At 66.7% G+C, this 25,941-nt stretch carries 21 protein-coding genes and 1 other RNA gene; 15 read left to right on the forward strand and 7 right to left on the reverse strand.

From position 1 onward, the window contains the following. Positions 1–91 precede the first annotated feature (91 nt). Both U4Y91_RS11540 and U4Y91_RS11545 read left to right on the forward strand, forming a co-directional pair. Positions 92–1,453, forward strand: coding sequence for a GntP family permease (locus U4Y91_RS11540; RefSeq protein ID WP_044844150.1), 1,362 nt, complete (start codon positions 92–94; stop codon positions 1,451–1,453). A 13-nt stretch (positions 1,454–1,466) separates the two neighbouring features. Next, on the forward strand, positions 1,467–1,970 hold the full coding sequence (locus tag U4Y91_RS11545) for a gluconokinase (RefSeq protein WP_321805169.1): 504 nt from the start codon (positions 1,467–1,469) through the stop codon (positions 1,968–1,970). Between the two features lie 84 nt (positions 1,971–2,054). Here U4Y91_RS11545 and U4Y91_RS11550 read toward each other — a convergent pair whose 3' ends face one another. After that, positions 2,055–2,705 carry a TetR/AcrR family transcriptional regulator gene (locus U4Y91_RS11550; protein ID WP_321805170.1) on the reverse strand — a complete coding sequence of 217 codons (651 nt, stop codon included), beginning with the start codon at positions 2,703–2,705 and terminating at the stop codon, positions 2,055–2,057. A gap of 272 nt (positions 2,706–2,977) precedes the next feature. On the opposite strand from U4Y91_RS11550, the gene U4Y91_RS11555 reads away from it, so the two are divergent. Beyond that, a complete protein-coding gene (locus tag U4Y91_RS11555) occupies positions 2,978–4,399 on the forward strand; it encodes an FAD-dependent oxidoreductase (protein WP_321805171.1) in 1,422 nt (473 codons plus the stop codon). A 91-nt stretch (positions 4,400–4,490) separates the two neighbouring features. On the opposite strand, the gene purB is transcribed toward U4Y91_RS11555, so the two are convergent. Then, positions 4,491–5,879: an adenylosuccinate lyase gene (purB, locus tag U4Y91_RS11560; protein WP_044844148.1), complete on the reverse strand. Its 1,389-nt coding sequence runs from the start codon at positions 5,877–5,879 to the stop codon at positions 4,491–4,493. A 299-nt stretch (positions 5,880–6,178) separates the two neighbouring features. On the opposite strand from purB, the gene U4Y91_RS11565 reads away from it, so the two are divergent. The 6 genes from U4Y91_RS11565 (at position 6,179) to U4Y91_RS11590 (ending at position 12,064) form a co-directional block, all read left to right on the forward strand. Next, positions 6,179–7,132 (forward strand): LysR substrate-binding domain-containing protein, encoded by a 954-nt coding sequence (locus tag U4Y91_RS11565; protein WP_321805172.1) that lies wholly within the window; start codon positions 6,179–6,181, stop codon positions 7,130–7,132. Between the two features lie 277 nt (positions 7,133–7,409). Continuing rightward, complete coding sequence (locus U4Y91_RS11570; protein WP_321805173.1) at positions 7,410–8,696, forward strand: Glu/Leu/Phe/Val dehydrogenase; 1,287 nt, start codon at positions 7,410–7,412, stop codon at positions 8,694–8,696. A 250-nt stretch (positions 8,697–8,946) separates the two neighbouring features. Continuing rightward, entirely contained in the window at positions 8,947–9,840 is an 894-nt protein-coding gene (locus tag U4Y91_RS11575; RefSeq protein ID WP_321805174.1) for a glutamate/aspartate ABC transporter substrate-binding protein, read from the forward strand. 84 nt (positions 9,841–9,924) lie between these two features. Beyond that, positions 9,925–10,665 carry an amino acid ABC transporter permease gene (locus U4Y91_RS11580; protein ID WP_321805175.1) on the forward strand — a complete coding sequence of 247 codons (741 nt, stop codon included), beginning with the start codon at positions 9,925–9,927 and terminating at the stop codon, positions 10,663–10,665. Then, on the forward strand, positions 10,665–11,342 hold the full coding sequence (gene gltK, locus U4Y91_RS11585) for a glutamate/aspartate ABC transporter permease GltK (RefSeq protein ID WP_321805176.1): 678 nt from the start codon (positions 10,665–10,667) through the stop codon (positions 11,340–11,342). The genes U4Y91_RS11580 and gltK overlap by 1 nt, the downstream gene beginning before the upstream one ends. Continuing rightward, a complete protein-coding gene (locus U4Y91_RS11590; protein ID WP_321805177.1) occupies positions 11,339–12,064 on the forward strand; it encodes an amino acid ABC transporter ATP-binding protein in 726 nt (241 codons plus the stop codon). Before gltK ends, U4Y91_RS11590 begins: the two co-directional genes overlap by 4 nt. A 128-nt stretch (positions 12,065–12,192) precedes the next feature. On the opposite strand, the gene U4Y91_RS11595 is transcribed toward U4Y91_RS11590, so the two are convergent. Continuing rightward, positions 12,193–17,439, reverse strand: coding sequence for an autotransporter outer membrane beta-barrel domain-containing protein (locus tag U4Y91_RS11595; RefSeq protein WP_321805178.1), 5,247 nt, complete (start codon positions 17,437–17,439; stop codon positions 12,193–12,195). 668 nt (positions 17,440–18,107) lie between these two features. Then, on the reverse strand, positions 18,108–19,022 hold the full coding sequence (locus U4Y91_RS11600) for a class II glutamine amidotransferase (protein WP_321805179.1): 915 nt from the start codon (positions 19,020–19,022) through the stop codon (positions 18,108–18,110). Positions 19,023–19,224: 202 nt separating this feature from the next. Between U4Y91_RS11600 and pyrC the strand changes: the two genes are divergently transcribed. From pyrC to rnpB, 3 genes are all read left to right on the forward strand, one after another. Continuing rightward, complete coding sequence (gene pyrC / locus U4Y91_RS11605; protein WP_321805180.1) at positions 19,225–20,289, forward strand: dihydroorotase; 1,065 nt, start codon at positions 19,225–19,227, stop codon at positions 20,287–20,289. After that, positions 20,286–21,164, forward strand: a complete 879-nt coding sequence (locus U4Y91_RS11610) for a DUF3025 domain-containing protein (RefSeq protein ID WP_321805181.1) — start codon at positions 20,286–20,288, stop codon at positions 21,162–21,164. Before pyrC ends, U4Y91_RS11610 begins: the two co-directional genes overlap by 4 nt. A gap of 12 nt (positions 21,165–21,176) precedes the next feature. Next, positions 21,177–21,588: RNase P RNA component class A (gene rnpB, locus U4Y91_RS11615), an RNA gene on the forward strand. A 70-nt stretch (positions 21,589–21,658) separates the two neighbouring features. On the opposite strand, the gene U4Y91_RS11620 is transcribed toward rnpB, so the two are convergent. After that, complete coding sequence (locus U4Y91_RS11620) at positions 21,659–22,123, reverse strand: OsmC family protein (RefSeq protein ID WP_081293719.1); 465 nt, start codon at positions 22,121–22,123, stop codon at positions 21,659–21,661. A 435-nt stretch (positions 22,124–22,558) separates the two neighbouring features. Further along, on the reverse strand, positions 22,559–22,864 hold the full coding sequence (locus U4Y91_RS11625; protein ID WP_321805182.1) for a DUF1090 family protein: 306 nt from the start codon (positions 22,862–22,864) through the stop codon (positions 22,559–22,561). A gap of 311 nt (positions 22,865–23,175) precedes the next feature. Here U4Y91_RS11625 and rplM point away from each other — a divergent pair, with 311 nt between their 5' ends. The 3 genes from rplM (at position 23,176) to erpA (ending at position 24,587) form a co-directional block, all read left to right on the forward strand. Further along, on the forward strand, positions 23,176–23,604 hold the full coding sequence (gene rplM / locus U4Y91_RS11630; protein ID WP_009687896.1) for a 50S ribosomal protein L13: 429 nt from the start codon (positions 23,176–23,178) through the stop codon (positions 23,602–23,604). A gap of 11 nt (positions 23,605–23,615) precedes the next feature. Continuing rightward, complete coding sequence (rpsI, locus tag U4Y91_RS11635; RefSeq protein WP_011883283.1) at positions 23,616–24,008, forward strand: 30S ribosomal protein S9; 393 nt, start codon at positions 23,616–23,618, stop codon at positions 24,006–24,008. 207 nt (positions 24,009–24,215) lie between these two features. Then, the gene (erpA, locus tag U4Y91_RS11640) at positions 24,216–24,587 is read left to right on the forward strand and encodes an iron-sulfur cluster insertion protein ErpA (protein WP_321805183.1); all 372 of its coding nucleotides are present in this window, start codon (positions 24,216–24,218) and stop codon (positions 24,585–24,587) included. Positions 24,588–24,744: 157 nt separating this feature from the next. Here the strand turns inward: erpA and U4Y91_RS11645 are convergent, their stop codons facing one another. Next, on the reverse strand, positions 24,745–25,893 hold the full coding sequence (locus U4Y91_RS11645; protein ID WP_321805184.1) for an anhydro-N-acetylmuramic acid kinase: 1,149 nt from the start codon (positions 25,891–25,893) through the stop codon (positions 24,745–24,747). Positions 25,894–25,941 lie beyond the last annotated feature (48 nt).

A 25,941-nucleotide genomic window follows, 5' to 3' on the forward strand; every position in this document is an offset into this window, starting at 1 on the left:
GGTGGGTACCCCCCGTGTTTCGGAGACCTGCATAGCCGGGCATACTCGCAACAACTCGCCCGGTTTCGAACAATCCTAGGAGGAGTGCCACATGGGGGCTGTCCAAGGCAGCATGCTGCTCATTTATACCGTGATCGCGATCGTCGCGCTGATCGTGATGATCGCGCGGTTCAAGATCTATCCGTTCCTGGTGCTCATCATCGTGTCGCTCGGCCTCGGCCTCGTGGTCGGGATGCCGATGGACAAGATCGTCAAGTCGTTCGAGACCGGCAACGGCAACACGCTCGGCCACATCGCGGTGGTCGTCGGCCTCGGCACGATGCTCGGCAAGATGATGGCCGAATCGGGCGGCGCGGAGCGGATCGCGACCACGCTGATCGACTGGTTCGGTGAAAAGAACATCCATTGGGCGATGATGTTCGTCGCGATCATCGTCGGCCTGCCGGTGTTCTTCGAAGTCGGCTTCGTGCTGCTGATCCCGATCGCGTTCAACGTCGCGAAGCGCACCGGCAAGTCGCTGCTCGTCGTCGGCCTGCCGATGGTCGCGGGCCTGTCCGTCGTGCACGGGCTGATTCCGCCGCACCCGGCCGCGCTGCTGGCCGTCCAGCAATACGGTGCCGACATCGGCAAGACGATCGCGTTCGGCCTGATCGTCGGCGTGCCGACCGCGATCGTCGCGGGCCCGCTGTTCGCGCTGATGATCTCGAAGTTCGTCAAGCTGCCGGAGAACAATCCGCTCGCCGCGCAGTTCGTCGAATCGCACACGGAAGGCAAGCAGCGCGAACTGCCGAGCTTCGGCATCACGCTGTTCACGATCCTGCTGCCGGTGATCCTGATGCTGGTCGGCAGCTGGGCCGACCTGATCTTCACGCCGAAGTCGCTGCCGAACAGCCTGCTGCGCTTTGCCGGCAACTCCGACGTCGCGCTGCTGATCGCCGTGCTGGTGAGCTTCTTCACGTTCGGCAAGCTGCAGGGTTTCAACCGCGACCAGATCCAGAAGTTCTGCGGCGAGTGCCTGGCGCCGATCGCCGGCATCACGCTGATCGTCGGTGCGGGCGGCGGCTTCGGCGGCGTCCTGCGCGACAGCGGGATCTCGCAGCAGATCGTCGAGACCGCGAAGCACGCGCACCTGTCGCCGCTGCTGCTCGGCTGGTTCGTCGCGGCGCTGATGCGTCTCGCGACGGGTTCGGCGACGGTCGCGATGACGACGGCCTGCGGCATCGTCGCGCCGATCGCGGCGGCGTCGGGCGCGGCGGTTCGTCCGGAGCTGCTGGTGCTCGCGACGGGCTCGGGCTCGCTGATCTTCTCGCACGTGAACGACGGCGGCTTCTGGCTGATCAAGGAATACTTCGGGATGACGGTCGGCCAGACGTTCAAGACCTGGTCGCTGCTTGAAACCATCATCTCGGTGCTCGGTCTGAGCTTTACGCTGCTGCTGAGCGTGGTTCTGTAACAAGGGGTAGTCAATGATTCTGATCGCAATGGGCGTGTCGGGCGCGGGCAAATCGCGAATCGGCGAAATGCTGGCAGAACGCCTGTCGTGCAGCTATACCGACGGCGACGCGTTTCACAGCGCGGCGAACAAGGAAAAGATGCACAACGGCATTCCGCTGACCGACGACGACCGCTGGCCGTGGCTGGGCACGATCCGCGCGGCCATCGAGGAAAAGCAGCGTGCCGGCGAGACGGCCGTGTTCACGTGCTCGTCGCTGAAGCGGTCGTACCGCGACGTGCTGCGCGGCACCGACACCGACGTGCGGTTCGTGTATCTGAAGGGCTCGTTCGAGGTGTTGCACGAGCGCCTGAAGAGCCGCACCGGCCATTTCTTCGATCCGTCGCTGCTGAAGAGCCAGCTCGACACGCTCGAGGAGCCGGGCCCGGACGAGGCGATCGAGGTCAGCATCGAGCTGACGCCCGAACAGATTGTCGATGAAGTGATGGTGAAGATCGGCCACGCGCAGCAGCACTGAGCGCGGTTCGCGGCAATCATCGTGCAAAGGCGCCCTGCGGGGCGCCTTTGTGCATTTTGGGCGGGTGCGTGCGGGTGCGGCGGCTCAGGCGGTCGCGCGGGCCTGCTTCTCGATGCCGTCGAGCAGCACGTCGAGCATCGTGTCGTGCACGGCGGCCGGGTCGAGTTGCGCATAGAGCGGGGCGGCCGACTTGACGAGCGGGTGCGCGGTGTCGGACAGCGCATCCATTTCCGCGAGCTCGACGTCGTTCGCGGGCCGCGTGAGGCCGCCGGCCTCGGCGGCGGCGAGCCCGATCACGCTCGCATACCAGCCGACGCACACGGACGGCAGCGCGGTGCGCGGAATGCCGGCATCGGCCAGCGCGCGATGCACGGCCTCGATGTGCGCGAGATCGGCCGGGCCGGTGCTCATGTGACGCTGCAGCAGCGCGAACGCGGCGGGGTAGCGCAGCGCGAGCGCGCGGTACTGACGGGCGAGATCGCGCAGCCGTTCGCGCCACGGCAGCGCGGGGTCGACCGGCACGAGCGAGCGCGACAGCGCATTCGCGATCGCACGGCTCAGGCCCTCTTTCGACTTGAAGTGATACAGCACGCTCATCGGGTCGCAGCCGACCGACTGCGCGAGCTTGCGCACGCTGAACGCGGCTTCGCCGACCTCTTCGAGCAGCGCGAGCGCGGCTGTGACGATCGCGTCCTTGTCGAGGCCGCGCGGGCCTTGGGCGGGTTTGTCTTTCATCGATACGGCAGCTGGCATGGGCTCGGCTGTAAACTTGACGAAAGCATATTCTACGCTGTAGAATTATTTCTGCGGTGTAGAAATTGGGTGTCCCGGCACCTTTCAATGCGTGCTTTCGCACGGTCCGGGATCCTGGCAGACACGAGCGTGCCTGCCGTCAACACGGGCCATCGCGCCCTTTATCTCGTTGACACCCAAGTGGAACCGGCTGCCCCACCCGCGAAGCCCGAACGGCTCTTCGACAGGCGGCCCAAGACCATGCAAGTGCAATCATGACTTCCAGCAACAAACCCCTGATCCAGGGCGAATCGCGTTTCGACCAGACGCAACTGAACATCGAAAAGGACAACTGGAACTGGTGCGAGCCGTCCCGCTACGACGGCGAGCGTCCGGCCAACTGGTACGAGGCGTCGTTGTCGCGCCATGAAAACAGCGCGCCGCTCGTGCGCGACGCCGTTTGCGACGTGCTGGTGATCGGCGCGGGGCTGCTCGGCGCATCGGCCGCGCTGCATCTCGCGGAAGCGGGCGTCGACACGATCCTCGTCGACAAGCATCACGTCGGCTCCGCGGCGTCGGGCCGCAACGGCGGCCAGCTCACGCCGGGCCTCGCGCGCTGGGAAGCGGCCGACATGATCGACCACCTGTCGCACGCCGACGCGAAACGGCTGTGGCGCTTCGCGTCGGCCGAATCGATGGACCTGATCGATGCGATCGGCGCGCGTTACGCGCTCGACCTCGACCGCCAGCGTGGCCACATCACGGCTGCGGTCCACCCGGGCCACATGAGCGCGCTGCTCGATGGCGCGGACGCCCGCCGCCATCTCGGCGACGCCGGCGTGACGCTCGTCGGCCGCCATCAGCTGCACGACGAATACGTGCGCTCGGGGCTGTATCACGGTGCCGCGATCGACGCGCTCGGCGGCCAGCTTCATCCGCTCGCGCTGGTGCGCGGCCTCGTGCACGGCTTCCGGCTGAACGGCGGCGCGCTGTACGAGGGCACCGAGGTGCTGGAGCTGGACGAAACGCCGGCGGGCGTCGTCGCGACGACGCCCGCCGGCACGATCACCGCGCGCCGCGGCGTCGTGCTCGCGCTGCACAACACGACGTTCCGGCTGCTCGACGACGGCGCCGCGACCACCGTGCCGTTCTTCACGTACGTGAGCGTGACGGCGCCGCTTGACGTCGACGTCGCGACGCTGATGCCGGCCGGCATGCCGGTGTACGACACGCAGTTCCAGATCGACTACTACCGGCCGGTGCGCGGCAACCGCCTGCTGTTCGGCGGGCAGGGCACCGGCACGTGCTGGGCGCAGCACGACGTCAACGCCTATCTGCTGACGCGGCTGAACACGGTGTTTCCACAGCACGACGGCCGCTTCGCGCTCGACTACTGCTGGAGCGGCGTCAGCGACTTCACGCTGAACGGCGCGACCGACAGCCGCAAGACCGACGGCCGCGTGCCGATGTACATGGTGCAGGGCTGGAGCGGGCACGGCGTCGCGCAGACGGTGCGGATCGGCAAGGCGATCTGCGACGATTTCGTCGGCCGCAACGACGATTTCTCGATGCTGACCGGCATCGACCATCGCGAGATTCCGCTCGGCCGGCAGCTGTCGCCGATCGCGATTCCGGCCGCGAAGGCGGCGATGAGCGTGATGAGCGCGCTCAATCCGGGGCGGATGATCTCGTTCTGACCTTCCGGCCGCAGGCGAACCGCCAATGAAAAAGCCCGATGCGATTGCTCGCATCGGGCTTTTTTCCGTCCGGCGACGGCGACGGCGGCGCTTACGCGATCCGCTTCGCGAGTTCGACGGCCTTGCCGATGTACGACGCCGGCGTCATCGCGAGCAGGCGGTCCTTCGCGTCCTGCGGGATCGCCAGCGTGGCGACGAATTCCTGCAGCGCTTCGCGCGTGATGCCCTTGCCGCGCGTCAGTTCCTTCAGCTGTTCGTACGGGTTCTCGATGCCGTAGCGGCGCATCACCGTCTGCACCGGCTCCGCGAGCACTTCCCAGCAGTTGTCGAGATCTTCGTTCAGGCGCTGCGGGTTGACTTCGAGCTTGTCGAGGCCGCGGATCAGCGAGTCGTACGCGAGCAGCGAGTAGCCGAGCGCAACGCCCATGTTGCGCAGCACCGTCGAGTCGGTCAGGTCGCGCTGCCAGCGCGACACCGGCAGCTTGTCGGCGAGGTGGCGCAGCGTCGCGTTCGCGAGGCCGAGGTTGCCTTCCGAGTTCTCGAAGTCGATCGGGTTGACCTTGTGCGGCATCGTCGACGAGCCGATTTCGCCGGCCTTCGTCTTCTGCTTGAAGTAGCCGACCGAGATGTAGCCCCACACGTCGCGATCGAGGTCGAGCAGGATCGTGTTCGCGCGCGCAACCGCGTCGAACAGCTCGGCCATGTAGTCGTGCGGCTCGATCTGGATCGTGTACGGGTTGAACGTGAGCTTCAGGCGGTTCTCGATCACGTCGCGCGAGAACGCTTCCCAGTCGAATTCCGGATACGCGGAAAGATGCGCGTTGAAGTTGCCGACCGCGCCGTTCATCTTGCCGAGGATCTCGACCTTCTCGATGCGCGTGATCGCGCGTGCGAGGCGCGCGGCGACGTTCGCGAGTTCCTTGCCGAGCGTCGTCGGGCTGGCCGGCTGGCCGTGCGTGCGCGACAGCATCGGCTGCTCGGCGAGCGCGTGCGACAGCGCGACGAGGCGCTGGTGGACCGTGCGCAGCGCCGGCACGATCACGTGCTCGCGCGCGCCGGCGAGCATCATCCCGTGCGACGTGTTGTTGATGTCCTCGGACGTGCACGCGAAGTGGATGAATTCGCTGGCCTTCTCGAGTTCGGCCTGACCCTTCACCGATTCCTTCAGCCAGTATTCGACGGCCTTCACGTCGTGGTTCGTCACGCGCTCGATTTCCTTGATGCGCGCGGCGTCGTGCGCGGTGAAGCGCTCGGCGAGCTGCAGCAGGAATTGTTCGGACGCGTCGGAGAAGCGCGGGACTTCCGCGAAGCCGGCGCGCGACAGCGCGATCAGCCAGTGCACCTCGACGGTGACGCGGTGGCGCATGAAGGCCGCTTCGGAGAGCCAGTCGCGCAGCGCTTCGGTCTTGCTGGCGTAGCGGCCGTCGATGGGCGAGAGCGCGGTGAGGGCGAAAAGCGTATCGGGACGAGTGTCGGACATGATCGGGCGGGGCCTTGGGGCCGGGTCGAGCGAGGGGGGAAGAATCTGGCATTTTACCATCGCCGCGGGGCGATCCCGGCCGAACCGGTCCGGCCGGCGCCGGCGCGGACAAATCGCGTGCGCGCCGCGTCGAAACCGTCCCGGCAACGCGCCCGCGCGGCCCGCCGACGGCCGGTCCGGCGGCTTGCCTGCCGACGTGTGCGGCCGTCTCGCCGGGCTGCCCGCCACACCGCCGGCCGGGCGCGCCCGCCGGTAGAATGCAGGCTTCTTCCCGACCGCCGCCCGCCGCGCCCGCCTGCATGGAACTGAAATGGCTCGAAGACTTCGTCTCGCTCGCGGAAACGCGCAGCTTTAGCCGGTCCGCCGAACTGCGGCACGTGTCGCAGCCCGCATTCTCGCGGCGTATCCAGGCGCTCGAGGCGTGGCTCGCGACCGAACTGATCGATCGTTCGGTCTATCCGACGCGGCTCACGCAGGCCGGCCAGATCTTCTACGAGCAGGCGCTGACGATGCTGTCGCAGGCGCACGAGGCGCGCACGCTGCTGCGCGGCCACGTCGGCGCGCCGGTGCCGACGATCGAGTTCGCGGTGCCGCACACGCTGTCGCTCACGTATTTTCCGCGCTGGCTGCAGCGGATCGAGGCGAAGATGGGGCAGGTCCACACGCGGCTGCGCGCGCTGAACGTGCACGATGCCGTGCTGTCGCTCGTCGAGGGCGGCTGCGATCTCGTGATGGGCTACCACCACCCGAGCCATCCGGTCGCGCTCGACCCGGCCCGCTACGACATGCTGGTGCTCGGCAGCGAGCCGATCAGCGCGTTTTCGGCGCCGGGCCGCGCGGGCCGGCCGCGCTATACGCTGCCGGGCACGGCCGATGCGCCCGTGCCGTACCTGTCGTATACGCCGAACGCGTATCTCGGCCGGATGACCGAAGTCATCGTTGCGAATGCACCGACGTCGCTGTTCCTCGATCGTGTTTACGAAACCGACATGGCGGAGGGGCTGAAGGCGATGGCGCTCGCGGGCCACGGCGTCGCGTTCCTGCCACACAGCGCGGTCGAGGATGCGGTGGCGGGCGGCCGCCTGATCCGGCTCGACCGTTCCGCGCGCGGCGGCACCCATCCGTTCACGCTGACGATGGAGATCCGCCTGTACTGCGACAAGCTCGCGCTGCAGGGCGACGATCCGCACCAGAAACTCGTGCGCGCGCTGTGGGACGTCGTGCGCGACGAACTGCGCGAAACCACCGGTTAACCGTGGGCGGTTAACCGGGCCGGTCGGGCGCGAGCGACTGACGAGCCGCTTTCGACGCCTGTCGGACGCCCATCCGGCGGGCATCTCGCGACTTTCACCGACGATTTTTCACGCACGCGATGCACGGCCGATCGCGGGCGTTCTTGCGCAAATCGACCGCGGATTTGCGAAAAATCACGATCATGCAAGAAACGCATAATCGAATAAGCAAACGGCATTGGATAAAAAAAACGGGTTTTTCGACAATGTGCGCAATCCGTTGAACGTTGGAGTGTCCATGTCTTCGCAACTGCAATCCATCCCGTCCTACCTTCACGCCGACGATCTCGGCCCGTGGGGCAACTACCTTCAGCAGGTCGATCGCGTCGCACCGTACCTCGGCTCGCTGTCGCGCTGGCTCGAAACGCTGAAGCGTCCGAAGCGCATCCTGATCGTCGACTGCCCCATCGAGCTCGACAACGGCACCGTCGCGCACTTCGAAGGCTATCGCGTGCAGCACAACGTGTCGCGCGGTCCGGGCAAGGGCGGCGTGCGTTACCACCAGGACGTGACGCTGTCGGAAGTGATGGCACTGTCGGCATGGATGTCGGTGAAGAACGCGGCCGTGAACGTGCCGTACGGCGGTGCGAAGGGCGGCATCCGCGTCGACCCGCGCAAGCTGTCGCGCGGTGAGCTCGAACGCGTGACGCGTCGCTACACCAGCGAAATCGGCATCATCATCGGCCCGAACACCGACATTCCGGCACCGGACGTCAACACCAACGAACAGGTGATGGCGTGGATGATGGACACGTACTCGATGAACCAGGGCCAGACGTCGACCGGCGTCGTGACCGGCAAGCCGATCGCGCTCGGCGGTTCGCTCGGCCGCAAGGAAGCAACGGGCCGCGGCGTGTTCGTCGTCGGCTCCGAAGCGGCGAAGAAGAAGGGCCTGGAAATCGAAGGCGCGCGCATCGCGGTGCAGGGCTTCGGCAACGTCGGCGGCATCGCGGCGAAGCTGTTCCAGGAAGCGGGCGCGAAGGTGATCGCGGTGCAGGATCACACGGGCACGATCTACCGGCCGGCCGGCCTCGATTCGAACAAGCTGCTCGACCACGTGGCACGCACGGGCGGCGTCGCGGGCTTCGAAGGCGCCGAGCCGATGCCGAACGACGAGTTCTGGACGGTCGAGACCGACATCCTGATCCCGGCGGCACTGGAAAACCAGATCACCGAGAAGAATGCAGCGAAGATCCGCACGAAGATCATCGTCGAAGGCGCGAACGGCCCGACGACGACGGCAGCGGACGACATCCTGAGCGCGAACGGCGTGCTCGTGATCCCCGACGTGATCGCGAACGCCGGCGGCGTGACCGTGTCGTACTTCGAGTGGGTGCAGGACTTCTCGAGCTTCTTCTGGACCGAAGACGAGATCAACCACCGTCTCGAGCGCGTGATGCGCGAAGCGTTCGCCGGCGTGTGGGCGGTCGCGGAAGAGCACAAGGTGTCGGTGCGTACGGCGGCGTTCATCGTCGCGTGCAAGCGCATCCTGATGGCGCGCGAAATGCGCGGCCTGTACCCCTGATCGGTCACATCCGAGTCGATCGGATGACTATGACAAAAGCATGACGCAATCCACCCGATTGTGTGCATGAACCCTCGCGGGCGGTGCCGAATCCGGCACCGCCCGCGTGTGCATTCAGGCGCCGCAAGGGGGGCTCGAAGCCGGGAGGACGGCTTCGTACGGGACGATTCGTAGTGCGGTTAACAACCAGTACTTTCAAAAATATTACTTTGATACACTGGCGCGGGTTTTAGCCAAGGAGATGACCAAAATGAAATACCACAAGGCAGTCCTGATGGTCGCGGCGCTGTGCGCGTTCGCGAGCGGCGCGCATGCACAGGAGACCGGCACGCTGAAGAAGATCAAGGACACGGGCGTGATCGCGCTGGGCCACCGCGAATCGTCGATTCCGTTCTCCTACTATGACCAGAACCAGCAGGTCGTCGGCTATTCGCGCGAATTCCAGATGAAGGTCGTGGACGCGGTGAAGAAGAAGCTGAACCTGCCGAACCTGCAGGTCAAGAACATCCCGGTCACGTCGCAGAACCGCATCCCGCTCGTGCAGAACGGCACGGTCGACATCGAGTGCGGCTCGACGACCAACAACCTGGAGCGTCAGCAGCAGGCCGCATTCTCCGACACGATCTTCGTGATCGGCACGCGCCTGATGACGAAGAAGGATTCGGGCGTGAAGGACTTCGCCGACCTGAAGGGCAAGACGGTCGTGACCACCGCCGGCACGACGTCCGAGCGCCTGCTGCGCAAGATGAACAACGACAAGCAGCTGGGCATGAACATCATCAGCGCGAAGGACCACGGCGACTCGTTCAACACGCTCGAGTCGGGCCGCGCGGTCGCGTTCATGATGGACGACGCGCTGCTCGCGGGCGAGCGCGCGAAGGCGAAGCAGCCGGGCGAATGGGTGATCGTCGGCACGCCGCAGTCGGAAGAGGCGTACGGCTGCATGATGCGCAAGGGCGATGCGGACTTCAAGAGGGTCGTCGACGACGCGATCTCGCAAGTCGAGAAGTCGGGCGAAGCCGCGAAGATCTACGCGAAGTGGTTCGAGAACCCGATCCCGCCGAAGGGGCTGAACCTGAACTTCTCGCTGTCCGATTCGATGAAGAAGCTGTACGCGAACCCGAACGACAAGGCGCTCGACTGACCACGCGGCCGTTGACGCAGAAATGACGCTACTGAAACGGAAGAGGCCACGCTTCTTCCGTTTCTTTTTGCTGGAGTCTTGCCCATGTCTTACCACTGGAACTGGGGCGTCTTCCTGAGCCCCGTCTCGACCGGCGAGCCGACGACTTATTTCGGATGGCTGATGTCCGGCTTCTGGGTGACGATCGAGGTGTCGCTCGTCGCCTGGGTCATCGCGCTGATCGTCGGTTCGCTGTTCGGCGTGCTGCGCACGGTGCCGAACAAATGGCTGTCCGCGATCGGCACCGTGTACGTGTCGATCTTCCGGAACATCCCGCTGATCGTGCAGTTCTTCATCTGGTATCTCGTGATACCGGAGCTGCTGCCCGCGTCGATCGGCACCTGGATCAAGCAGTTGCCGCCGACCACGCAGTTCTTCACCTCGTCGATCATCTGTCTCGGCCTGTTTACAGGCGCGCGCGTGTGCGAACAGGTGCGCTCGGGGATCAACGCGCTACCGAAGGGCCAGCGCGCGGCCGGCCTCGCAATGGGCTTCACGCAATGGCAGACGTACCGCTACGTGCTGCTGCCGGTTGCGTACCGGATCATCGTGCCGCCGCTCACGTCCGAGTTCCTGAACATCTTCAAGAACTCGGCGGTCGCGTCGACGATCGGCCTGCTCGACCTGTCCGCGCAGGCGCGCCAGCTCGTCGACTACACCGCGCAGACCTACGAGTCGTTCATCGCGGTCACGCTCGCGTACGTGATCATCAACCTCGTCGTGATGGCGTTCATGCGCTGGATCGAAGGCCGCACGCGGCTGCCCGGCTATATCGGAGGCAAGTGATGCATCAGTTCGACTGGAGTAGTATTCCCGGCGCGATACCGACGCTGTGGACCGGTGCGATCGTCACGTTCAAGATCACGCTGATCGCGATCGTCGTCGGCATCGTGTGGGGCACGTTGCTGGCGCTGCTGCGGCTGTCGGGCGTGAAGCCGCTCGCGTGGTTCGCGAAGGCGTACGTGACGGTGTTCCGCTCGATCCCGCTCGTGATGGTGCTGCTGTGGTTCTTCCTGATCGTGCCGCAGGTGCTGCAGGGCGTGCTCGGGCTGTCGCCGACGATCGACATTCGCCTCGCGTCGGCGATGGTCGCGTTCTCGCTGTTCGAAGCCGCGTATTATTCCGAGATCATCCGCGCCGGCATCCAGGCGGTGCCGCGCGGGCAGGTCAACGCCGCGTTCGCGCTCGGCATGAACTACACGCAGGCCATGCGCCTCGTGATCCTGCCGCAGGCGTTCCGCGCGATGGTGCCGCTGCTGCTCACGCAGGCGATCGTCCTGTTCCAGGATACGTCGCTCGTCTACGTGATCAGTCTCGCGGACTTCTTCCGCACGGCCGCCAACATCGGCGATCGCGACGGCACGACCGTCGAGATGGTCCTGTTCGCGGGTGCATGCTATTTCGTGGTTTGCTCGGTGGCGTCTGCCCTCGTCAAAGGTCTCCAGAAAAAGGTCACAAGATGATTTCCATCAAGAACGTTTCCAAGTGGTACGGCCAGTTTCAGGTCCTCGCCGATTGCACAACCGAGGTCAAGAAAGGCGAGGTGGTGGTCGTGTGTGGCCCGTCGGGCTCGGGCAAGTCGACGCTGATCAAGACCGTGAACGGCCTCGAGCCGTTCCAGCAGGGCGAGATCCTCGTGAACGGCCAGTCGGTCGGCGACAAGAAGACGAACCTGTCGAAGCTGCGCTCGAAGGTCGGGATGGTGTTCCAGCATTTCGAGCTGTTCCCGCACCTGTCGATCACCGAGAACCTGACGCTCGCGCAGGTCAAGGTGCTCGGCCGCGGCAAGGACGAGGCGAACGAGAAGGGCATGAAGCTGCTCGATCGCGTCGGCCTGAAGGCGCATGCGCACAAGTTTCCGGGCCAGCTGTCGGGCGGCCAGCAGCAGCGGGTCGCGATCGCGCGCGCACTGTCGATGGACCCGATCGCGATGCTGTTCGACGAGCCGACGTCCGCGCTCGATCCCGAGATGATCAACGAAGTGCTCGACGTGATGGTCGAACTCGCGCAGGAAGGGATGACGATGATGGTCGTCACGCACGAGATGGGCTTCGCGAAGAAGGTCGCGCATCGCGTGATCTTCATGGACAAGGGCGCAATCGTCGAGGACGACCGCAAGGACGATTTCTTCTCGAATCCGAAGTCGGACCGCGCGAAGGACTTCCTCGCGAAAATCCTGCACTGAGCGTTCGTGCCGCGCGTGCGCCGCATGCACGCCGATGAAAAAAACCGCCCGGCTGAACACCGGGCGGTTTTTTTTCGCGGGCTGCCCGTCGCCCGCCGGTGGCAGCGGACGGGTCGCCGCGCCGGGCGTTACCAGCTGTAGCGGTAGCCGACCTGCCCGGTCACGCCGCGCCGGTAATCGCCGCCGATGTTGCGCGCATATTTCACGTTCGCGTACAACGCGCCCGACTTGCCGAAGCCCGCGGTCACGCCAAGGCCGAGCTCGTACCACGTACGGCCCAGGTGCGTCGCGAACGGCGTGCCGCCGACGACGGTCTGGCCCGGCGACAGGAAGTCGTGCAGCACGTCGGCCGTGAAGTACGGTGTCGCGGCGCCGCCGCCCGCGTTCGCGTCGAGGTTCGGCCGGAAGACGCGCACGCCGACGCGTCCGCGCAACGCGTGGGTCGTCGTGCCCGACACGGCCGATACGTTGTCGTTGAACCCGTTCAGCTTCAGGTACTGGTACATCAGCTGCGCCTGCGGCTCGACCGCGATCGGCGTGCCGCCGATCCCGAACGGCTTGCCGACCTCCTGCGACAGTGCGATGCCGAAGCCGTTCTGCGAGGCTTCGTTGCCGTAGCTGTCGCGATAGCGGTTGCCGTAGTGCGTGACCTGGTCGACGCTGTCGAAGTAGGTGCCGTCGGACAGGTAGCGCGTCCAGTAGCCGCCGACGCTCTGCGCGTGCATCTCGACCGAGCCCGTCGACGTCGACAGCCCGGCTGTGTCGGCGCGTGCCATGTCGCTGAAGCTCGCGTTCGCGACGCCGATGCTCGCCGTCACGCCCGCATGCGTGCTGCCGCCGGCGGGTGCCTGGTCGAGCGTCCAGTCCTTGCCGAACTGCGCGAAGAAGGTGCGCTCGTCGGCCGCGAAGCGGCCCGCGTTCGCGTCGAGGCTCTGTCCGCCGATGCGGCCCCACACGCCGTCGCGGTTGCCCGGCGCCTGCTTCTCGAGGTTGTAGATGTCGCCGACGCGCTCGTGCAGCTTGCCGAGCGTCGAGAAGCCGTAGTCGGCGTTCAGCAGCGGTGTCATCGCATAGCCCGCGACGCCCGGACGGTACGCGAGATTGCCGCCGTTGTCGCCGTCCTCGATGACGGATGGGCCGACCGGATCGCCGGGGTCCGTCGGGTCCAGTTGCGAGCGCAGGTACCAGCCGTTCGAATCGCCCTGTCCGCCGCGGTAGAGCCGGTATTCGTATGCGCCGGCCTGTACCGGGCCCGCGAGATGGAACGCCGACGCGGTAGTCGTGCCGCCGTTGGCCGTGACGACCACCGGAATCCCGTCGCCCGTCGTCTGCGCGCCGGTGCCGGCCGTGTTCGCGATCTTCAGGCCGGTCGTGCCGCTTGCGGTGCCGCGGTTCACGATCAGCCGGTCGGTCGGCGATGCGTCGGCGCCGAGGTAGGTGTTCAGCGCGATCGTGCCGCCGTTGCCGACGTAACTGCCGGTCGTCAGCGTCCGGTAGCTGCCGGACGCCGTCGGTGAACCGGACGGCGCGGCGAACGCGACCAGGCCCGCGTTGTTCAGGCTGCTCAGCACGGAGCTGCCGGTCATGTGCCACGTGCTCGAGCCGTCGACGCTCAGCGCGACCGGGTCGATCGTGCCGGTCAGGGTCGTGCCGTTCGTCAGGAACACGTTGCCGGTGCTCGACGCGTCCGACACGATGTCGCCGGCGAGATTCACGGCCGATGCGTTGAAGGTCGCGGTACTGCCGTTCGCGAGGTCCAGCAGCGTGCCGTTGCCGGCCGTCACGACGGTGCCGTTGCGCACCGCGATGTCGACGGTGCCGCCGCGTGCGGCGAACGCCGGCCCGGCGACGGACGCGACGCTGCCGCCGTCGACGAGCACCGAGCTCGTCGCGCCGGTCGCGAGCGTGTCCGTGCTCATGACGCCGGCCGTCGCGCCCTTGAGCGTCGTGCCCGTCAGCGCGAGCACGCCGCCGCCGTCGACGGTCGCGCCGTTGCCGGCCGCGCTTGCTAGCGACGAACCCGTGTCGCCGATGCGGCCGCCGTTGCGCGCGACGAGGCCGTCGGCTGCCGCGCCCGCCGCAGAGACCTTCGTGCCCGACAGCCACGCGGTCGCGCCGCTGCCCGCGACGATCGCGTGCGCGCCGGCGCCGGTCGTCGCGACGGTCGTGCCGTCGGCCGCGAGCGTCGAATCCGCACCCGTCACGAAGAGGCCGCGCGCGTTGTCGCCGGCGGTGCGTACGACGGTCGCCGCGTCGGTCGCGATGCGTGCGCCCGTGCCCGTCGACGACAGCCCGTCGGCGCCATTGCCGGTCGTGCCGATCTGCGTGCCCGACAGCGCGATCGTCGTGTTCGTGCCGAGGTTGTCGATGCCCTTGCCGGCGCCGCCCGCCGCGATCGACGTCGCGCCGGCCGCGATCCCGCCATTCGAGACGGTCGAGTCGATCAGCACGCCGTCGGCGCTGCCGTTCGCGACGACGGTGCCCGCGCCCGACAGCGCGACCGACGCACCCGCGCCGGTCAGGTGCACGCCCGCGACGCCGTCGTCGGCCTCGATCGTGCCCGCGTTGGCAAGCGTCGCCGATGCGCCCTGCACGAGCGCGCCGGTGCCGTTGGCCACGCGGATCGCCGACGCGTTGCTCACGGTGCCGAGCGTGCCGACCACGACGCCCGTCGAGCCTGCGCCGCTCAGCAGCACCGTGTTGCGGTTATCGAGCGTGCCGAGGTTCTGCGCGACGAAACCCGTCACGCCCGCGGTCGACGAGGTGACCGCGGCATCGTTGGTCAGCGTCGTCGCGACCGGCGCGCCGGCATTCGCGCCTGCGAGGTCGTGCGCCTGGCCGTCGACGACGCCCGCGATCGCGCCGGCCGCATTCAGGTTGATGGTCGCGCCCGAGTCGATCGTGCCCTTCGCGCCGCCTTCGACTGCTACCGCGATGCCGTTCGCGCCGTTGACGTTGTAGGTGGCGTGGCCGGTCGACAGCATCGTGCCGGCACCGGTCGCGAGCACGCCGCGCGCGCGCTGGCCGTTCACGTCGGTCGTCAGCGTGCCGGCCGCCGATGCACCCGTATAGGCCGCGCCGCCCGCAATGCGGAACAGCGTCGAATCGTCGGTATCGACGCTCAGGTGCTGCGCGGCGACGTTGATCTTCGAGCCTGCGCCATACGCATAGAAGCCGATCTGGTTCGTGCCCGACATGAAGTCGGGCACCGCGTTCGCGTCGACGTTGATCGTCGCGCCCGAACGCGCATGGACGCCGATCGCGCCGGTGCCCGTCAGGTTGAGCGCGCCGTCGACCGTGGCCTTCGCGCGCGGCCCTTCGGCCCACACGCCGTAGTTGCGCGTGTCCGAGGCCGGATCGAGCCCGCCGGCCACGTTGATCGTGCCGGTCGACGTCGCGGCCGTCGCGGTCGAGCCGGTGCCGACCACCATGATGCCGATGCCGTTCACGCCGTTCAGCGTGATCGTGCCGGTGTTGGTCACGGTCGCGGCCGTGTTGGCCGCGAGCATGCCGACGTTCGCGAGCGGCGTGCCGGGCGCCGCGCCGTTGACGACGATCGTGCCCGCGTTGCGCAGCGTGCCGGACGACGAGCCGATGCTCGCGATCCCGGCGCCGTTCTGCGTCTGCGAGCCGATCACGATCGAGCCGCGGTTGCTGGCGGTGCCCGACGCGCCGAGCAGGATCCCGTACGCGTGCGCGGACAGCGCGACGTCGTTCGCCGCCGCCCCCGGCCCGTACTGGGCCGCGCGGCCGAGATAGATCGTGCCGCCGGCCGCGTTCGTGAAGGTGCCGCCCGCCGCGAAGCCGCCGATCACCTGGCTGTCGAGCGTCGTCGCGTTGACGCCGACGTTGATCGTGCCGGCGTTCGACGCGTTCGCGCCGCCCGTCACGGCCACCGCGTAGTTCTGCAGGTCGGGGCGGTTGCCGTCGAGCGTCCATGCGCCGACGTTCATCACGCCGTGGTTGACGAACGAGGTGCCCGAGCCGTTCGCGTACACGCCGTCGCCCTCGGTGTACGCGTGGAACCCGAAGTTGTCGGGCGGCGTGCTGCTGCTCGTGTCGAAATTGTCGCCGGACGCGTAGCCGGACGAGATCACGCCATTGTTGACGCCGCTCGCGCCGCTCAGCAGGCGCACCAGCGTGAAATCGCCCGACAGGCGGCCGTCGTTGACGAAGTGCGCGCCGTTTTCCGCGAGGACGGCCGAACTCGATGCGATCGTGTTGGTGCCGCGGAAGTCGATCTGGCCGTCCTTGCCGATCTGCAGCGTCGCGTTCGCGCCGGTGCCGTGCATTGCCGACAGGTGATCGAGCGGCAGCGTGTTCTTGTCGCCGGCGGACACGTTGTTCGCGTACTGGAAGGTCTCCTTCGAGAACGTGACGGCCTGGCCGAACGCGGTGTCGTACGCGGCCTGCGAGCCGAGCGCGCCGCGCTGGACCGAACGCACGAGGAAGTCGTTGTAGGCGGCGAGCGACGCGGCGTCGCTGACGGTCCACGTGCTGCCGTCGAACGCGGTGAAGGTGCCCGCATAGGCCGGCACGTCGAGCTGGAGGTTGCCGACGGAGCCGCCGCTCGCGAGGTAGTCGCCGGTGGTGAACCAGACCTGGTTGCGTGAATTCCAGTTGACGACGCTTGGGGTGGCGCCCGTCCCGTCCGCGACGGTGAGGTCCGTCTGCTTCGCGGCCATCGTGATTGCGTTGCCGGCCGAGTCGGGCGCGTTGGCGGGATTGCCGATCGACACGTTCAGCGTGCCGCCGGAACGGTCGACCGTGCCGATCCGCGTGTTCACGTACTGGTCGCCGTTGACGTCGCGGTAGACGGGCACGTCGGTCGTGCCGACCGTCGACGCGGAGAACGCGGACGAGTCGTAGGTGGCGACCGACGTATGGGTGCCCATGATCGTGTCGGGCGTGCCGATGCTTTGCGTCTTGCCGCCGAGCGACACCAGCGGCTGATCCGGATTTCCCGACACGATCGTCGTCGTGCCGAACGGGATGCGCGTGTAGCCGGCGTCGCCGCCGTTCTGCCCCGTCCATGCGCCCGTCACGCCGACCGCGTCGCCGCCGGACACGGTCGTGGCGCCGGCCAGGTTGTCGTTCACGGTCGGGCTGACGCTGCCGAGCGCGCAACTGCCGCCGCTCGCGACCGCCGAACCGTCGCCGCAGCTCGACGCGTACGCGGAGCCGGCCGACAGCGCGGCCAGCGCGGCACCGAGCGCGACGACGCGCAGCGGCGAGCGGCGGATCGCCGTGCGGCCGGCGCGGCGGCTTGCGCCCGATTCGCGGCCTGAACGCTTGCCGCGCGCCCGTGTCGTTTCCGCGACCGCGACCCAGCAGCCGGCGGCGTCGCTCCAGATCAATCGAAATGAGTGATTCACGACATGCCCTCTTTCTTGTTTTGAAGTGGTATTCGCCGCATGCGGCGAATGCGCATTCCACGGTGACGCGTGACTCGAATGGACGTGCGGCAGCCGTGGCTGCATGACGCGCCGGTCGGGTTTCGTTACACCGAAGATGGAGCGAGTCTACTAATCGGCGGGGCGGTCGATTTTCAAAAAAATCAGGAAATGTGGGGATGGTAACGGTATCGAGTGGTATTTCTGAATTGTGTGGGTAATCGAACTGAAAGCCTTTGTGGGTAAGGGCTTGGTGGATTTTTTATAAAACAGGCAGAATCGCCGGTTCGGTGGGCTGGCGCACGATCGGCGTGGGGATTTTGCTTTAAGCTGTGGCTTCCGGATTATCCGATTTCGAATGTCTTGTTTTATTTGTTTCGCCAGTGAATTATTTTCGCTTGAAAATTAATTAAATAAAAGTGAATGTCGTGTGGCGACGCACGCGTGCGTGAAATGGCGGCCTGAATGGAACGTTGTCGGGCGGAGCTTTCAATGCGGGCAATCATCGGCGGATGCCGGATGCCGGATGCCGGATGCCGGATGCCGGATGCGTGGTGCGACGATCCGGGCGTGACGCGGGATCGTCGGGCCGCGACGATGGCGGAACAGCGCAACGCATGAAGGGCGCGCCCGGCGGCGGCGCGGGGCGCTCAGAAATCGATCGAGTCGTCGGAATCGCCGTCGGCGCCGGCCGCGAGTTCGGCGTGCTGCGTACCGCACGGCGCGGACGCCGACGCGTCGAGCGCCGGGTTGCGCAGTTTCTCGAGCACGCGCTCGGGCACCGGAATCTGCATCCGCGCGGCGACGTCGCCGCACTGGAACATGATCAGCTCGCCCGGTTCGAACGAGGTCCAGATTTCGTTGTCGGTCAGCGGCTGCGTGGCGATCACCGCGACGCGATCCTCGGGCGTCGTGTATTTCGCGAAGTCGATCGACAGGTCTTCGTCGACCAGATGCGCGGTCGAGAACGGCCAGCGCCGCACGAGGTAGTGCAGCCGCGTCGAGCAGTGCGCGAAGAGGGCCTGGCCGTTCGACATCAGGAAGTTGAACACGCCGTGATCGGTGATGCCGCGCGTCAGCTCGCCGACGCGCTCGAACAGCTCCGGCAACGGCGGCTGCGCGCCGGGAAACGCTTCGCGCAGCCCCTGCATCAGCACGCAGAACGCCTTCTCGCTGTCGGTGGTGCCGACCGGATGGTAGACGCTGCCGTCGAGATCGGGTTCGTAGTCCTGCAGATCGCCGTTATGCGCGAAGATCCAGTGCCGCCCCCACAGCTCGCGCATGAACGGGTGGCTGTTCTCGAGCAGGATGTGGCCTTGCGTGGCCTTGCGGATGTGCGCGATCGTGTTCTTGGACTTGATCGGGTAGCGCTTCACCATTTCGGCGAGCGGCGACGTGGCCGACGCCTGGTGGTCGACGAAGAGGCGACAGGCCTTGTCCTCGAAGAACGCGATCCCCCAGCCGTCGGCATGGTGATCGGTGAGGCCGCCCCGGGCCGCGAAACCTGTGAAGGAGAATGTGACGTCCGTCGGCGCGGCGCAGTTCATTCCTAGGAGTTGGCACATTTTACTTGGGGCGGGGGCGGAAGCGGGGTAACCAACCGGGTGAACCCCGGTACAATATGACTTCTAGCATATCACCGAGCCTTGAGCGGTAAAAAGCGGATTCCGCCGGCCGAAGGCCCCGTGTTGCGGTTTGCCGTCAGTCGGCCCGCGCACGCGCGTTCCGGCCCCGCAGATGGCCAGCCCGTTCCTCACGACGCCTCCTATGACTGCCTCGAACGCTTCCTCTCCGGCGACGCTCACGCTCGCCCGTCCCGACGACCTGCACCTGCACCTGCGCGACGGCGACGTGCTGGCCGCGGTGCTGCCGCACACGGCGCGCCAGTTCGCCCGCGCGATCGTCATGCCGAACCTGAAGCCGCCCGTCACGACCACCGCGCAAGCGCAGGCCTATCGCGAGCGAATCCTGGCCGCGCTGCCGGCGGGCATGGCGTTCGAGCCGTTGATGACGCTGTACCTGACCGACAACACGTCGCCCGACGAAATCCGCCGCGCGCGCGACAGCGGCTTCGTGCACGGCGTGAAGCTGTATCCGGCCGGCGCGACGACGAACTCCGACCACGGCGTCAGCGATCTCGCGAAGTGCGCGAAGACGCTCGAGGTCATGCAGGAAACCGGTATGCCGCTGCTCGTGCACGGCGAGGTGACCGATCCGTCGATCGACATGTTCGATCGCGAGAAGGTGTTCATCGACCGCGTGATGACGCCGCTGCGCCGCGATTTCCCTGGCCTGAAGGTGGTGTTCGAGCACATCACCACGAAGGACGCCGCCGACTACGTGCGCGACGCCGATGCGGCGCCGGGCCTGCTCGGCGCGACGATCACGCCGCAGCACATGCTGTACAGCCGCAACGCGCTGTTCGTCGGCGGGATCCGCCCGCATTACTACTGCCTGCCGGTGCTGAAGCGTGAAACGCACCGCGTCGCGCTCGTCGAAGCCGCGACGTCGGGCAACCCGCGCTTCTTCCTCGGCACCGACAGCGCGCCGCACGCACGCGACGCGAAGGAAACCGCGTGCGGCTGCGCGGGCTGCTACACGGCGCTGCACGCGCTCGAACTGTATGCGGAAGCGTTCGACAAGGCGGACGCGCTCGACAAGCTGGAAAATTTCGCGAGCCGCTTCGGTGCCGATTTCTACGGGCTGCCGCACAGCACCGAGACGATCACGCTGCGCCGTGAGACCTGGGAACTGCCGCGCGAGGTGTTCGCGGGCGATACGCCCGTCGTGCCGCTGCGCGCCGGCGAATCGATCGGCTGGAAGTTCGCGTGACCGGCACGCCGCCGCGCGCGGCCGGCCATGCGGCCGGCGGCGGCGCGGCGGCGTTCGCGCGGATCGACTGGTCCGCGCCGTGGCTCGCGCGCTACGCGGAACCGGGCCGCACGCTTCAGGCGGCCGCGCTCGCGGGCGAGGCCGCGCTGCTGGACGCACTGAACGGCGCGCTGCGCGGTGATGCCCGCGTCAGCGGCCGCGGCAAGCCGCTGCGCTTCGTGCCGCAGGCCGAGCTGCCGCCCGGCATCGCATACGAAACCCATATCGCCGAGACCGGCGGCGTCCCGACCCGCCACAATCTTCACGACTTCTTCAATGCGCTCGTCTGGTTCGCGTATCCGCGCACCAAGGCCGCGCTGAACGCACGCCAGGCCACGGCGATCGATGCCGCGGGCGGCGTCGGGCCCGTGCGCGGCACGCTGCGCGACGCGCTGACGCTGTTCGACGAAAATGCCGCGCTGTTCGTGACGGCCGACCGCACGCTCGCCGACGCGCTGCGCGGCTTCAGCTGGCAGCAGCTGCTGGTGGCGGCGCGCGACGCGTGGGGCACGCGCTGCGAGGCGCGGCTCGTCGGCCATGCGCTGCTCGAGAAGCTCGTCGCGCCCTACAAGTCCTGCACCGCGCACGCATGGATCGTCGAAGTGGGTGACGACTATTTTTCGTGGCCCGACGCGCAGCGTGCCGCGCATGTCGATGCGCGGATCGCCGGCGAACTCGCAACGCGCGAGCTCACGAGCCGCGATTTCGCGCCGCTGCCGGTGCTCGGCGTGCCGGGCTGGTGCGAAGCGAATGCCGCGCCCGCGTTCTACGACGATCCGGCGGTTTTCCGCAGCGGCCGCCGCTCGCGCGCTGCCGGCGGCGGCGCACAGTGCTAGAATGCGCGTCGCAAAGCAGGCCAGGCAGTCGCGGCCTCGCCGCCTTCGGGCAGGCGGGGGCGAGGAAAGTCCGGACTCCACAGGGCAGGGTGATGGCTAACGGCCATCCGTGGCGACACGCGGAACAGGGCAACAGAAAGCAAACCGCCGATGGCCCGGCGCAAGCCGGGATCAGGTAAGGGTGAAACGGTGCGGTAAGAGCGCACCGCGGCGACGGCGACGTCCGCCGGCACGGTAACCTCCACCCGGAGCAATTCCAAGTAGGCAGGCGCGCATTTTCGGATGCAGGACGGGGCCCCCGTCTCGTCTGCGGGTAGGAAGCTTGAGCGCGTCAGCAATGGCGCGCCTAGAGGAATGGCTGCCACGCGCCGTGCGCTTCGGCGTGCAGCGTGCACAGAATCCGGCTTATCGGCCTGCTTTGCCGTTCGAATGCGAAAGGGCCGGCGCTCCATCAGGAGCGCCGGCCCTTTTTTTCATGCGTGGCTGCCGTGCGTTCAGGCCGCGACGATGTCGAACGAATGCGTGAGTTCGGCGGTCTTCGCGATCATGATCGACGCCGAGCAGTACTTGTCGTGCGACAGGTTGATCGCGCGCTCGACCGTGGCCGGGTTCAGGTTGCGGCCGGTGACGGTGAAGTGGAAGTGGACCTTCGTGAACACTTTCGGATCTTCGCTCGCGCGTTCGGCCTTCAGCGTGACCGAGCAGCCGGTGACTTCCTGGCGGCTCTTCTTCAGGATCAGCACGACGTCGTACGCGGTGCAGCCGCCGGTGCCGACCAGCACCATTTCCATCGGACGCGGCGCGAGGTTGTGGCCGCCGCCTTCAGGCGCGCCGTCCATCGCGACGAGGTGCCCGCTTCCGGTCTGGGCGGAAAACGCCATGCCGTCCTGACCCATCCAGCTTACTTTGCATTCCATGCTTGCACTCCAGCGTTGCCTGATTCGGATTCGATCCGGCATTGTAGCCCGCGGCGCTTCGGTCGGCTGATGCGCTGCACGACGCGCAGCGCCATGCCGCTGCGTGCGGCGCCCGGCGGGGCGCCGAACGGCGATTTCCCTGCTGTCTTTAGGGGTTTTACTCTAGGTGTGACGGGCTTGCGGCCGCGCTCTTGCTTTCCAATCGATTGATTCTAAAAGAGAAAATCCATTCATCGGGCGAGGCTCATCGAATTCCGCATTATGGTGTTCGATTTCGTAATGCAAATTTTCTTGTGAAGTCGGCGACGCATTCGTATAATGAGCCTCATTGGTTGTCGCGCTGCGGCAACCTCCGCATGTCTCCTCCACCCTCCTCCAAAGGTGGATTAAGCCCGAACCAACCGTTCGGGCTTTTTTTCGTCCCATGCAAGCATCGGCGCGCAGTTTGCGCGCGTCGATATCGTCATTGACGCCCGTTTACGCCGGCCGCCGTGCGGCTGGCTGCGATGCCGCGCCGGGCGGCGTGTCCGTCGAACGGGCGGCAGGGGCCGGGACGTGTGCGGCCGATGCATGGCCATGACCGCGCGCGCAGAAGTGGCGTACGCGTTCGCGTACCGCACGCAGGCGGGCGATGCGATCTTCGGCATGGGCGCGGCGGGCGTCGGCGATGCGGGAATCGAGGGCGTCGAGCTTGGCCTCGCAGCCGGCCCGGGCGGCGACGGCGGGCGCCGCGGCGGCCAGCAATGCGGCCGCGAGAAAGGGCGTAAGTCGTTGTTTCATCATGCTTGTTTGTTGTTTTCCGTGATCGGCCGGTCTGGCGCGGCAAGGTCAGGTGCCGCGCGTCGATGGGTGCCGCCCCAAGCGCTCGGTTCGCCTGGTGTATCGGGGCACGACCGGATTTTGGCCCATTTCGGGCGCCGCCGGCACGGGGCGTGGATTCTCTTTGACCACGCTGCGGTATTTCCTTTATAATTCAGGGCTTTTCCGCATTCATGCCCACGGAAAAAGAACAGGGAGAGCCTGCACCGCGCCTCGAAGCGCACACAGACAAGCAGGAAGAACACATCGGGCAAAGCATTTTTTTTGGATCGATCATGAAGACGTTTTCCGCAAAAGCCCATGAGGTGACGCGCGAATGGTACGTGATTGACGCGACGGATAAGGTTCTCGGCCGTGTTGCCAGCGAAGTGGCACGCCGTCTGCGCGGCAAGCACAAGCCTGAGTTCACCCCGCACGTCGACACTGGTGATTTCATCATCATCATCAACGCAAGCAAGTTGAAGGTCACGGGCAACAAGACTCTGGACAAGAAGTACTACCGTCACTCGGGCTACCCGGGCGGTATCTATGAAACGACGTTCGGCAAGATGCAAGAACGCTTCCCGGGCCGTGCGCTCGAGAAGGCGGTCAAGGGCATGCTGCCGAAGGGCCCGCTCGGCTACGCGATGATCAAGAAGCTGAAGGTCTACGCTGAAGCTACGCATCCGCATTCGGCTCAACAGCCGAAGGCGCTCGAGATCTAAGGGGAGCCCACATGATCGGTAACTGGAACTACGGTACGGGCCGCCGCAAGAGCGCAGTCGCACGTGTCTTCATCAAGGCTGGCAAGGGCGACATCATCGTCAACGGCAAGCCCATCGCTGACTACTTCTCGCGTGAAACGTCGCTGATGATCGTGCGTCAACCGCTGGAACTCACGAACCACGGCCAGACGTTCGACATCAAGGTCAACGTCAACGGCGGCGGCGAAACGGGTCAGGCAGGCGCAGTGCGTCACGGCATCACCCGCGCGCTGATCGACTACGATGCGACGCTCAAGCCGTCGCTGTCGAACGCAGGCTTCGTCACGCGCGATGCACGTGAAGTCGAGCGTAAGAAGGTTGGTCTGCGCAAGGCACGTCGCGCAAAGCAGTTCTCGAAGCGTTAATTCCGCTTCATGGCCGCGCCGCTTCCGGGCGGCGTCCGCCGGAAAAACCGCCAGTTTTCGCGCTGGCGGTTTTTTTATGCCCGCGCGGCGGCGCCCCGCGGGCGGTTTCCTGTACTGAAATCAACAAGAACCTATTGATTTCATGGACATCAGCACGATCTTCTGATCGGCCCTACAATAGCGGCTAAAGCTTTTTGGAGAGTTCGCATGAACGCTGTTACCGAATCCGCAGCAACGACGACCGATATGCCGATGCCGTTTGTCTTCACCGACGCCGCGGCCGACAAGGTCAAGCAATTGATCGATGAAGAGGGCAATCCCGACCTGAAGCTGCGCGTGTTCGTGCAGGGCGGCGGCTGCTCGGGCTTCCAGTATGGCTTCACGTTCGACGAGGAAGTCAACGAGGACGACACCGTGATGAACAAGAACGGCGTCCAGCTCCTGATCGACTCGATGAGCTACCAGTACCTGGTCGGCGCCGAGATCGACTACAAGGACGACCTCAACGGCGCCCAGTTCGTGATCAAGAACCCGAACGCCACGACCACCTGCGGGTGCGGCTCGTCGTTCTCGGTCTGAACGCACGACGGATCCTGTCCGGTTCGCCGGAATGAAAAAACGGGGCTTGATGCCCCGTTTTTTTCGTCCGTGTGCGCGACGAACCGCGCGGGCGGCCTGTCGGCGCGTCCCGGACGCGCCGCATCCGGGGTTCCTCCTCGTTTCTCGTTTCCTCGCATCAGCGCGGATAGAGCGCGCCGAGCACGCGCTCGCCCGCGGCGCCCGTCACACTCGCGAGATTGCCGGGCTGGCGCGCGGTGAAGCGGTACGCGAGCCACGCGAACGCGAGCGCCTCGACCTGCTGCGGCGGCACGCCGAGCGCGGCCGTCGTCTCCACCGTCGCCGGCACGCCGGCCTCGTGCAGTGCATGCCGGAGCGCAGCGAGCAGCACCGGGTTGCGGGCGCCGCCGCCGCAGACGAACACGGCCTTGCAGCCGGCCGCGTGCCGTGCGATCTCGCGCGCGACCGAGACGGCGGTGAGTGCCGTCAGCGTCGCCTGCACGTCTTCCGGCGCGACTTGCGCGAACGCGGCGAGCTTCGCGTCGAGCCACGCAGGATTGAACAGGTCGCGGCCGGTGCTTTTCGGCGGCGGCGCGGCGAAGTAGGGTTCGTCGAGCAGCGCGTCGAGCAGCGCCGCGTGCACGGTACCGCGCGCGGCGAACTTGCCGCCGTCGTCGTAAGGCTTGCCGAGGTGGCGCATCGCCCATTCGTCGAGCAACGCATTCGCGGGCCCGCAGTCGAAGCCGCGCACGTCGCCGCCTTCGCCGGGCAGGATCGTGATGTTGCTGATGCCGCCGAGGTTGCAGACGACCCGCGTCTCGCCCGGCGCGCCGAACACCGTCGCGTGGAACGCCGGCGCGAGCGGCGCGCCGTGGCCGCCGGCCGCGACGTCGCGGCTGCGGAAATCGGCGATCACGTCGAGATGGGCGAGTTCGGCGAGCAGCGCCGGATTGTTGAGCTGGCGCGTGTAGCCGCGCTCGGGGCGGTGCCGGACCGTCTGGCCGTGCACGCCGATCGCGCGGATCTCGTCGCGCGACAGGCCGGCCGTGCGCTGCAGCTCGTGACAGCACACCGCGTAGCGCGTGACGAGCGCATTCGCCGCGACCGATTCGCGGTCGATCTCGTTGTCGCCGGGCTGCTGCAGCGCGAACAGCGCGTCGCGCAGCGATTGCGCGAAGCCGACGAACGCTTCCGCGAGCACGAGCGGCGCGCGGCCGGTCTCGAAACGCACGGCGACGCCGTCGACGCCGTCCATGCTGGTTCCCGACATCAGCCCGAAGTAGATGCCGTCGGCCGGATGGGCGGGTTGCGGATGTCGTTGCGGCACGTTGGGTCCTCCTGGATCGAGCGGCGCGGGCCGGTGCCACGCGCCTTG

The organism is Burkholderia sp. BCC1993 (assembly GCF_905339865.1).
Classification (GTDB): domain Bacteria; phylum Pseudomonadota; class Gammaproteobacteria; order Burkholderiales; family Burkholderiaceae; genus Burkholderia.

Excerpts from the sequence above, each read along its gene's own strand:
- U4Y91_RS11540 (WP_044844150.1), top strand. The coding sequence starts at position 92 with ATGGGGGCTGTCCAAGGCAGCATGCTGCTCATTTATACCGTGATCGCG.
- U4Y91_RS11545 (WP_321805169.1), top strand. The coding sequence starts at position 1,467 with ATGATTCTGATCGCAATGGGCGTGTCGGGCGCGGGCAAATCGCGAATC.
- U4Y91_RS11550 (WP_321805170.1), bottom strand. The coding sequence starts at position 2,705 with ATGAAAGACAAACCCGCCCAAGGCCCGCGCGGCCTCGACAAGGACGCG.
- U4Y91_RS11555 (WP_321805171.1), top strand. The coding sequence starts at position 2,978 with ATGACTTCCAGCAACAAACCCCTGATCCAGGGCGAATCGCGTTTCGAC.
- purB (WP_044844148.1), bottom strand. The coding sequence starts at position 5,879 with ATGTCCGACACTCGTCCCGATACGCTTTTCGCCCTCACCGCGCTCTCG.
- U4Y91_RS11565 (WP_321805172.1), top strand. The coding sequence starts at position 6,179 with ATGGAACTGAAATGGCTCGAAGACTTCGTCTCGCTCGCGGAAACGCGC.
- U4Y91_RS11570 (WP_321805173.1), top strand. The coding sequence starts at position 7,410 with ATGTCTTCGCAACTGCAATCCATCCCGTCCTACCTTCACGCCGACGAT.
- U4Y91_RS11575 (WP_321805174.1), top strand. The coding sequence starts at position 8,947 with ATGAAATACCACAAGGCAGTCCTGATGGTCGCGGCGCTGTGCGCGTTC.
- U4Y91_RS11580 (WP_321805175.1), top strand. The coding sequence starts at position 9,925 with ATGTCTTACCACTGGAACTGGGGCGTCTTCCTGAGCCCCGTCTCGACC.
- gltK (WP_321805176.1), top strand. The coding sequence starts at position 10,665 with ATGCATCAGTTCGACTGGAGTAGTATTCCCGGCGCGATACCGACGCTG.
- U4Y91_RS11590 (WP_321805177.1), top strand. The coding sequence starts at position 11,339 with ATGATTTCCATCAAGAACGTTTCCAAGTGGTACGGCCAGTTTCAGGTC.
- U4Y91_RS11600 (WP_321805179.1), bottom strand. The coding sequence starts at position 19,022 with ATGTGCCAACTCCTAGGAATGAACTGCGCCGCGCCGACGGACGTCACA.
- pyrC (WP_321805180.1), top strand. The coding sequence starts at position 19,225 with ATGACTGCCTCGAACGCTTCCTCTCCGGCGACGCTCACGCTCGCCCGT.
- U4Y91_RS11620 (WP_081293719.1), bottom strand. The coding sequence starts at position 22,123 with ATGCCGGATCGAATCCGAATCAGGCAACGCTGGAGTGCAAGCATGGAA.
- U4Y91_RS11625 (WP_321805182.1), bottom strand. The coding sequence starts at position 22,864 with ATGATGAAACAACGACTTACGCCCTTTCTCGCGGCCGCATTGCTGGCC.
- rplM (WP_009687896.1), top strand. The coding sequence starts at position 23,176 with ATGAAGACGTTTTCCGCAAAAGCCCATGAGGTGACGCGCGAATGGTAC.
- rpsI (WP_011883283.1), top strand. The coding sequence starts at position 23,616 with ATGATCGGTAACTGGAACTACGGTACGGGCCGCCGCAAGAGCGCAGTC.
- erpA (WP_321805183.1), top strand. The coding sequence starts at position 24,216 with ATGAACGCTGTTACCGAATCCGCAGCAACGACGACCGATATGCCGATG.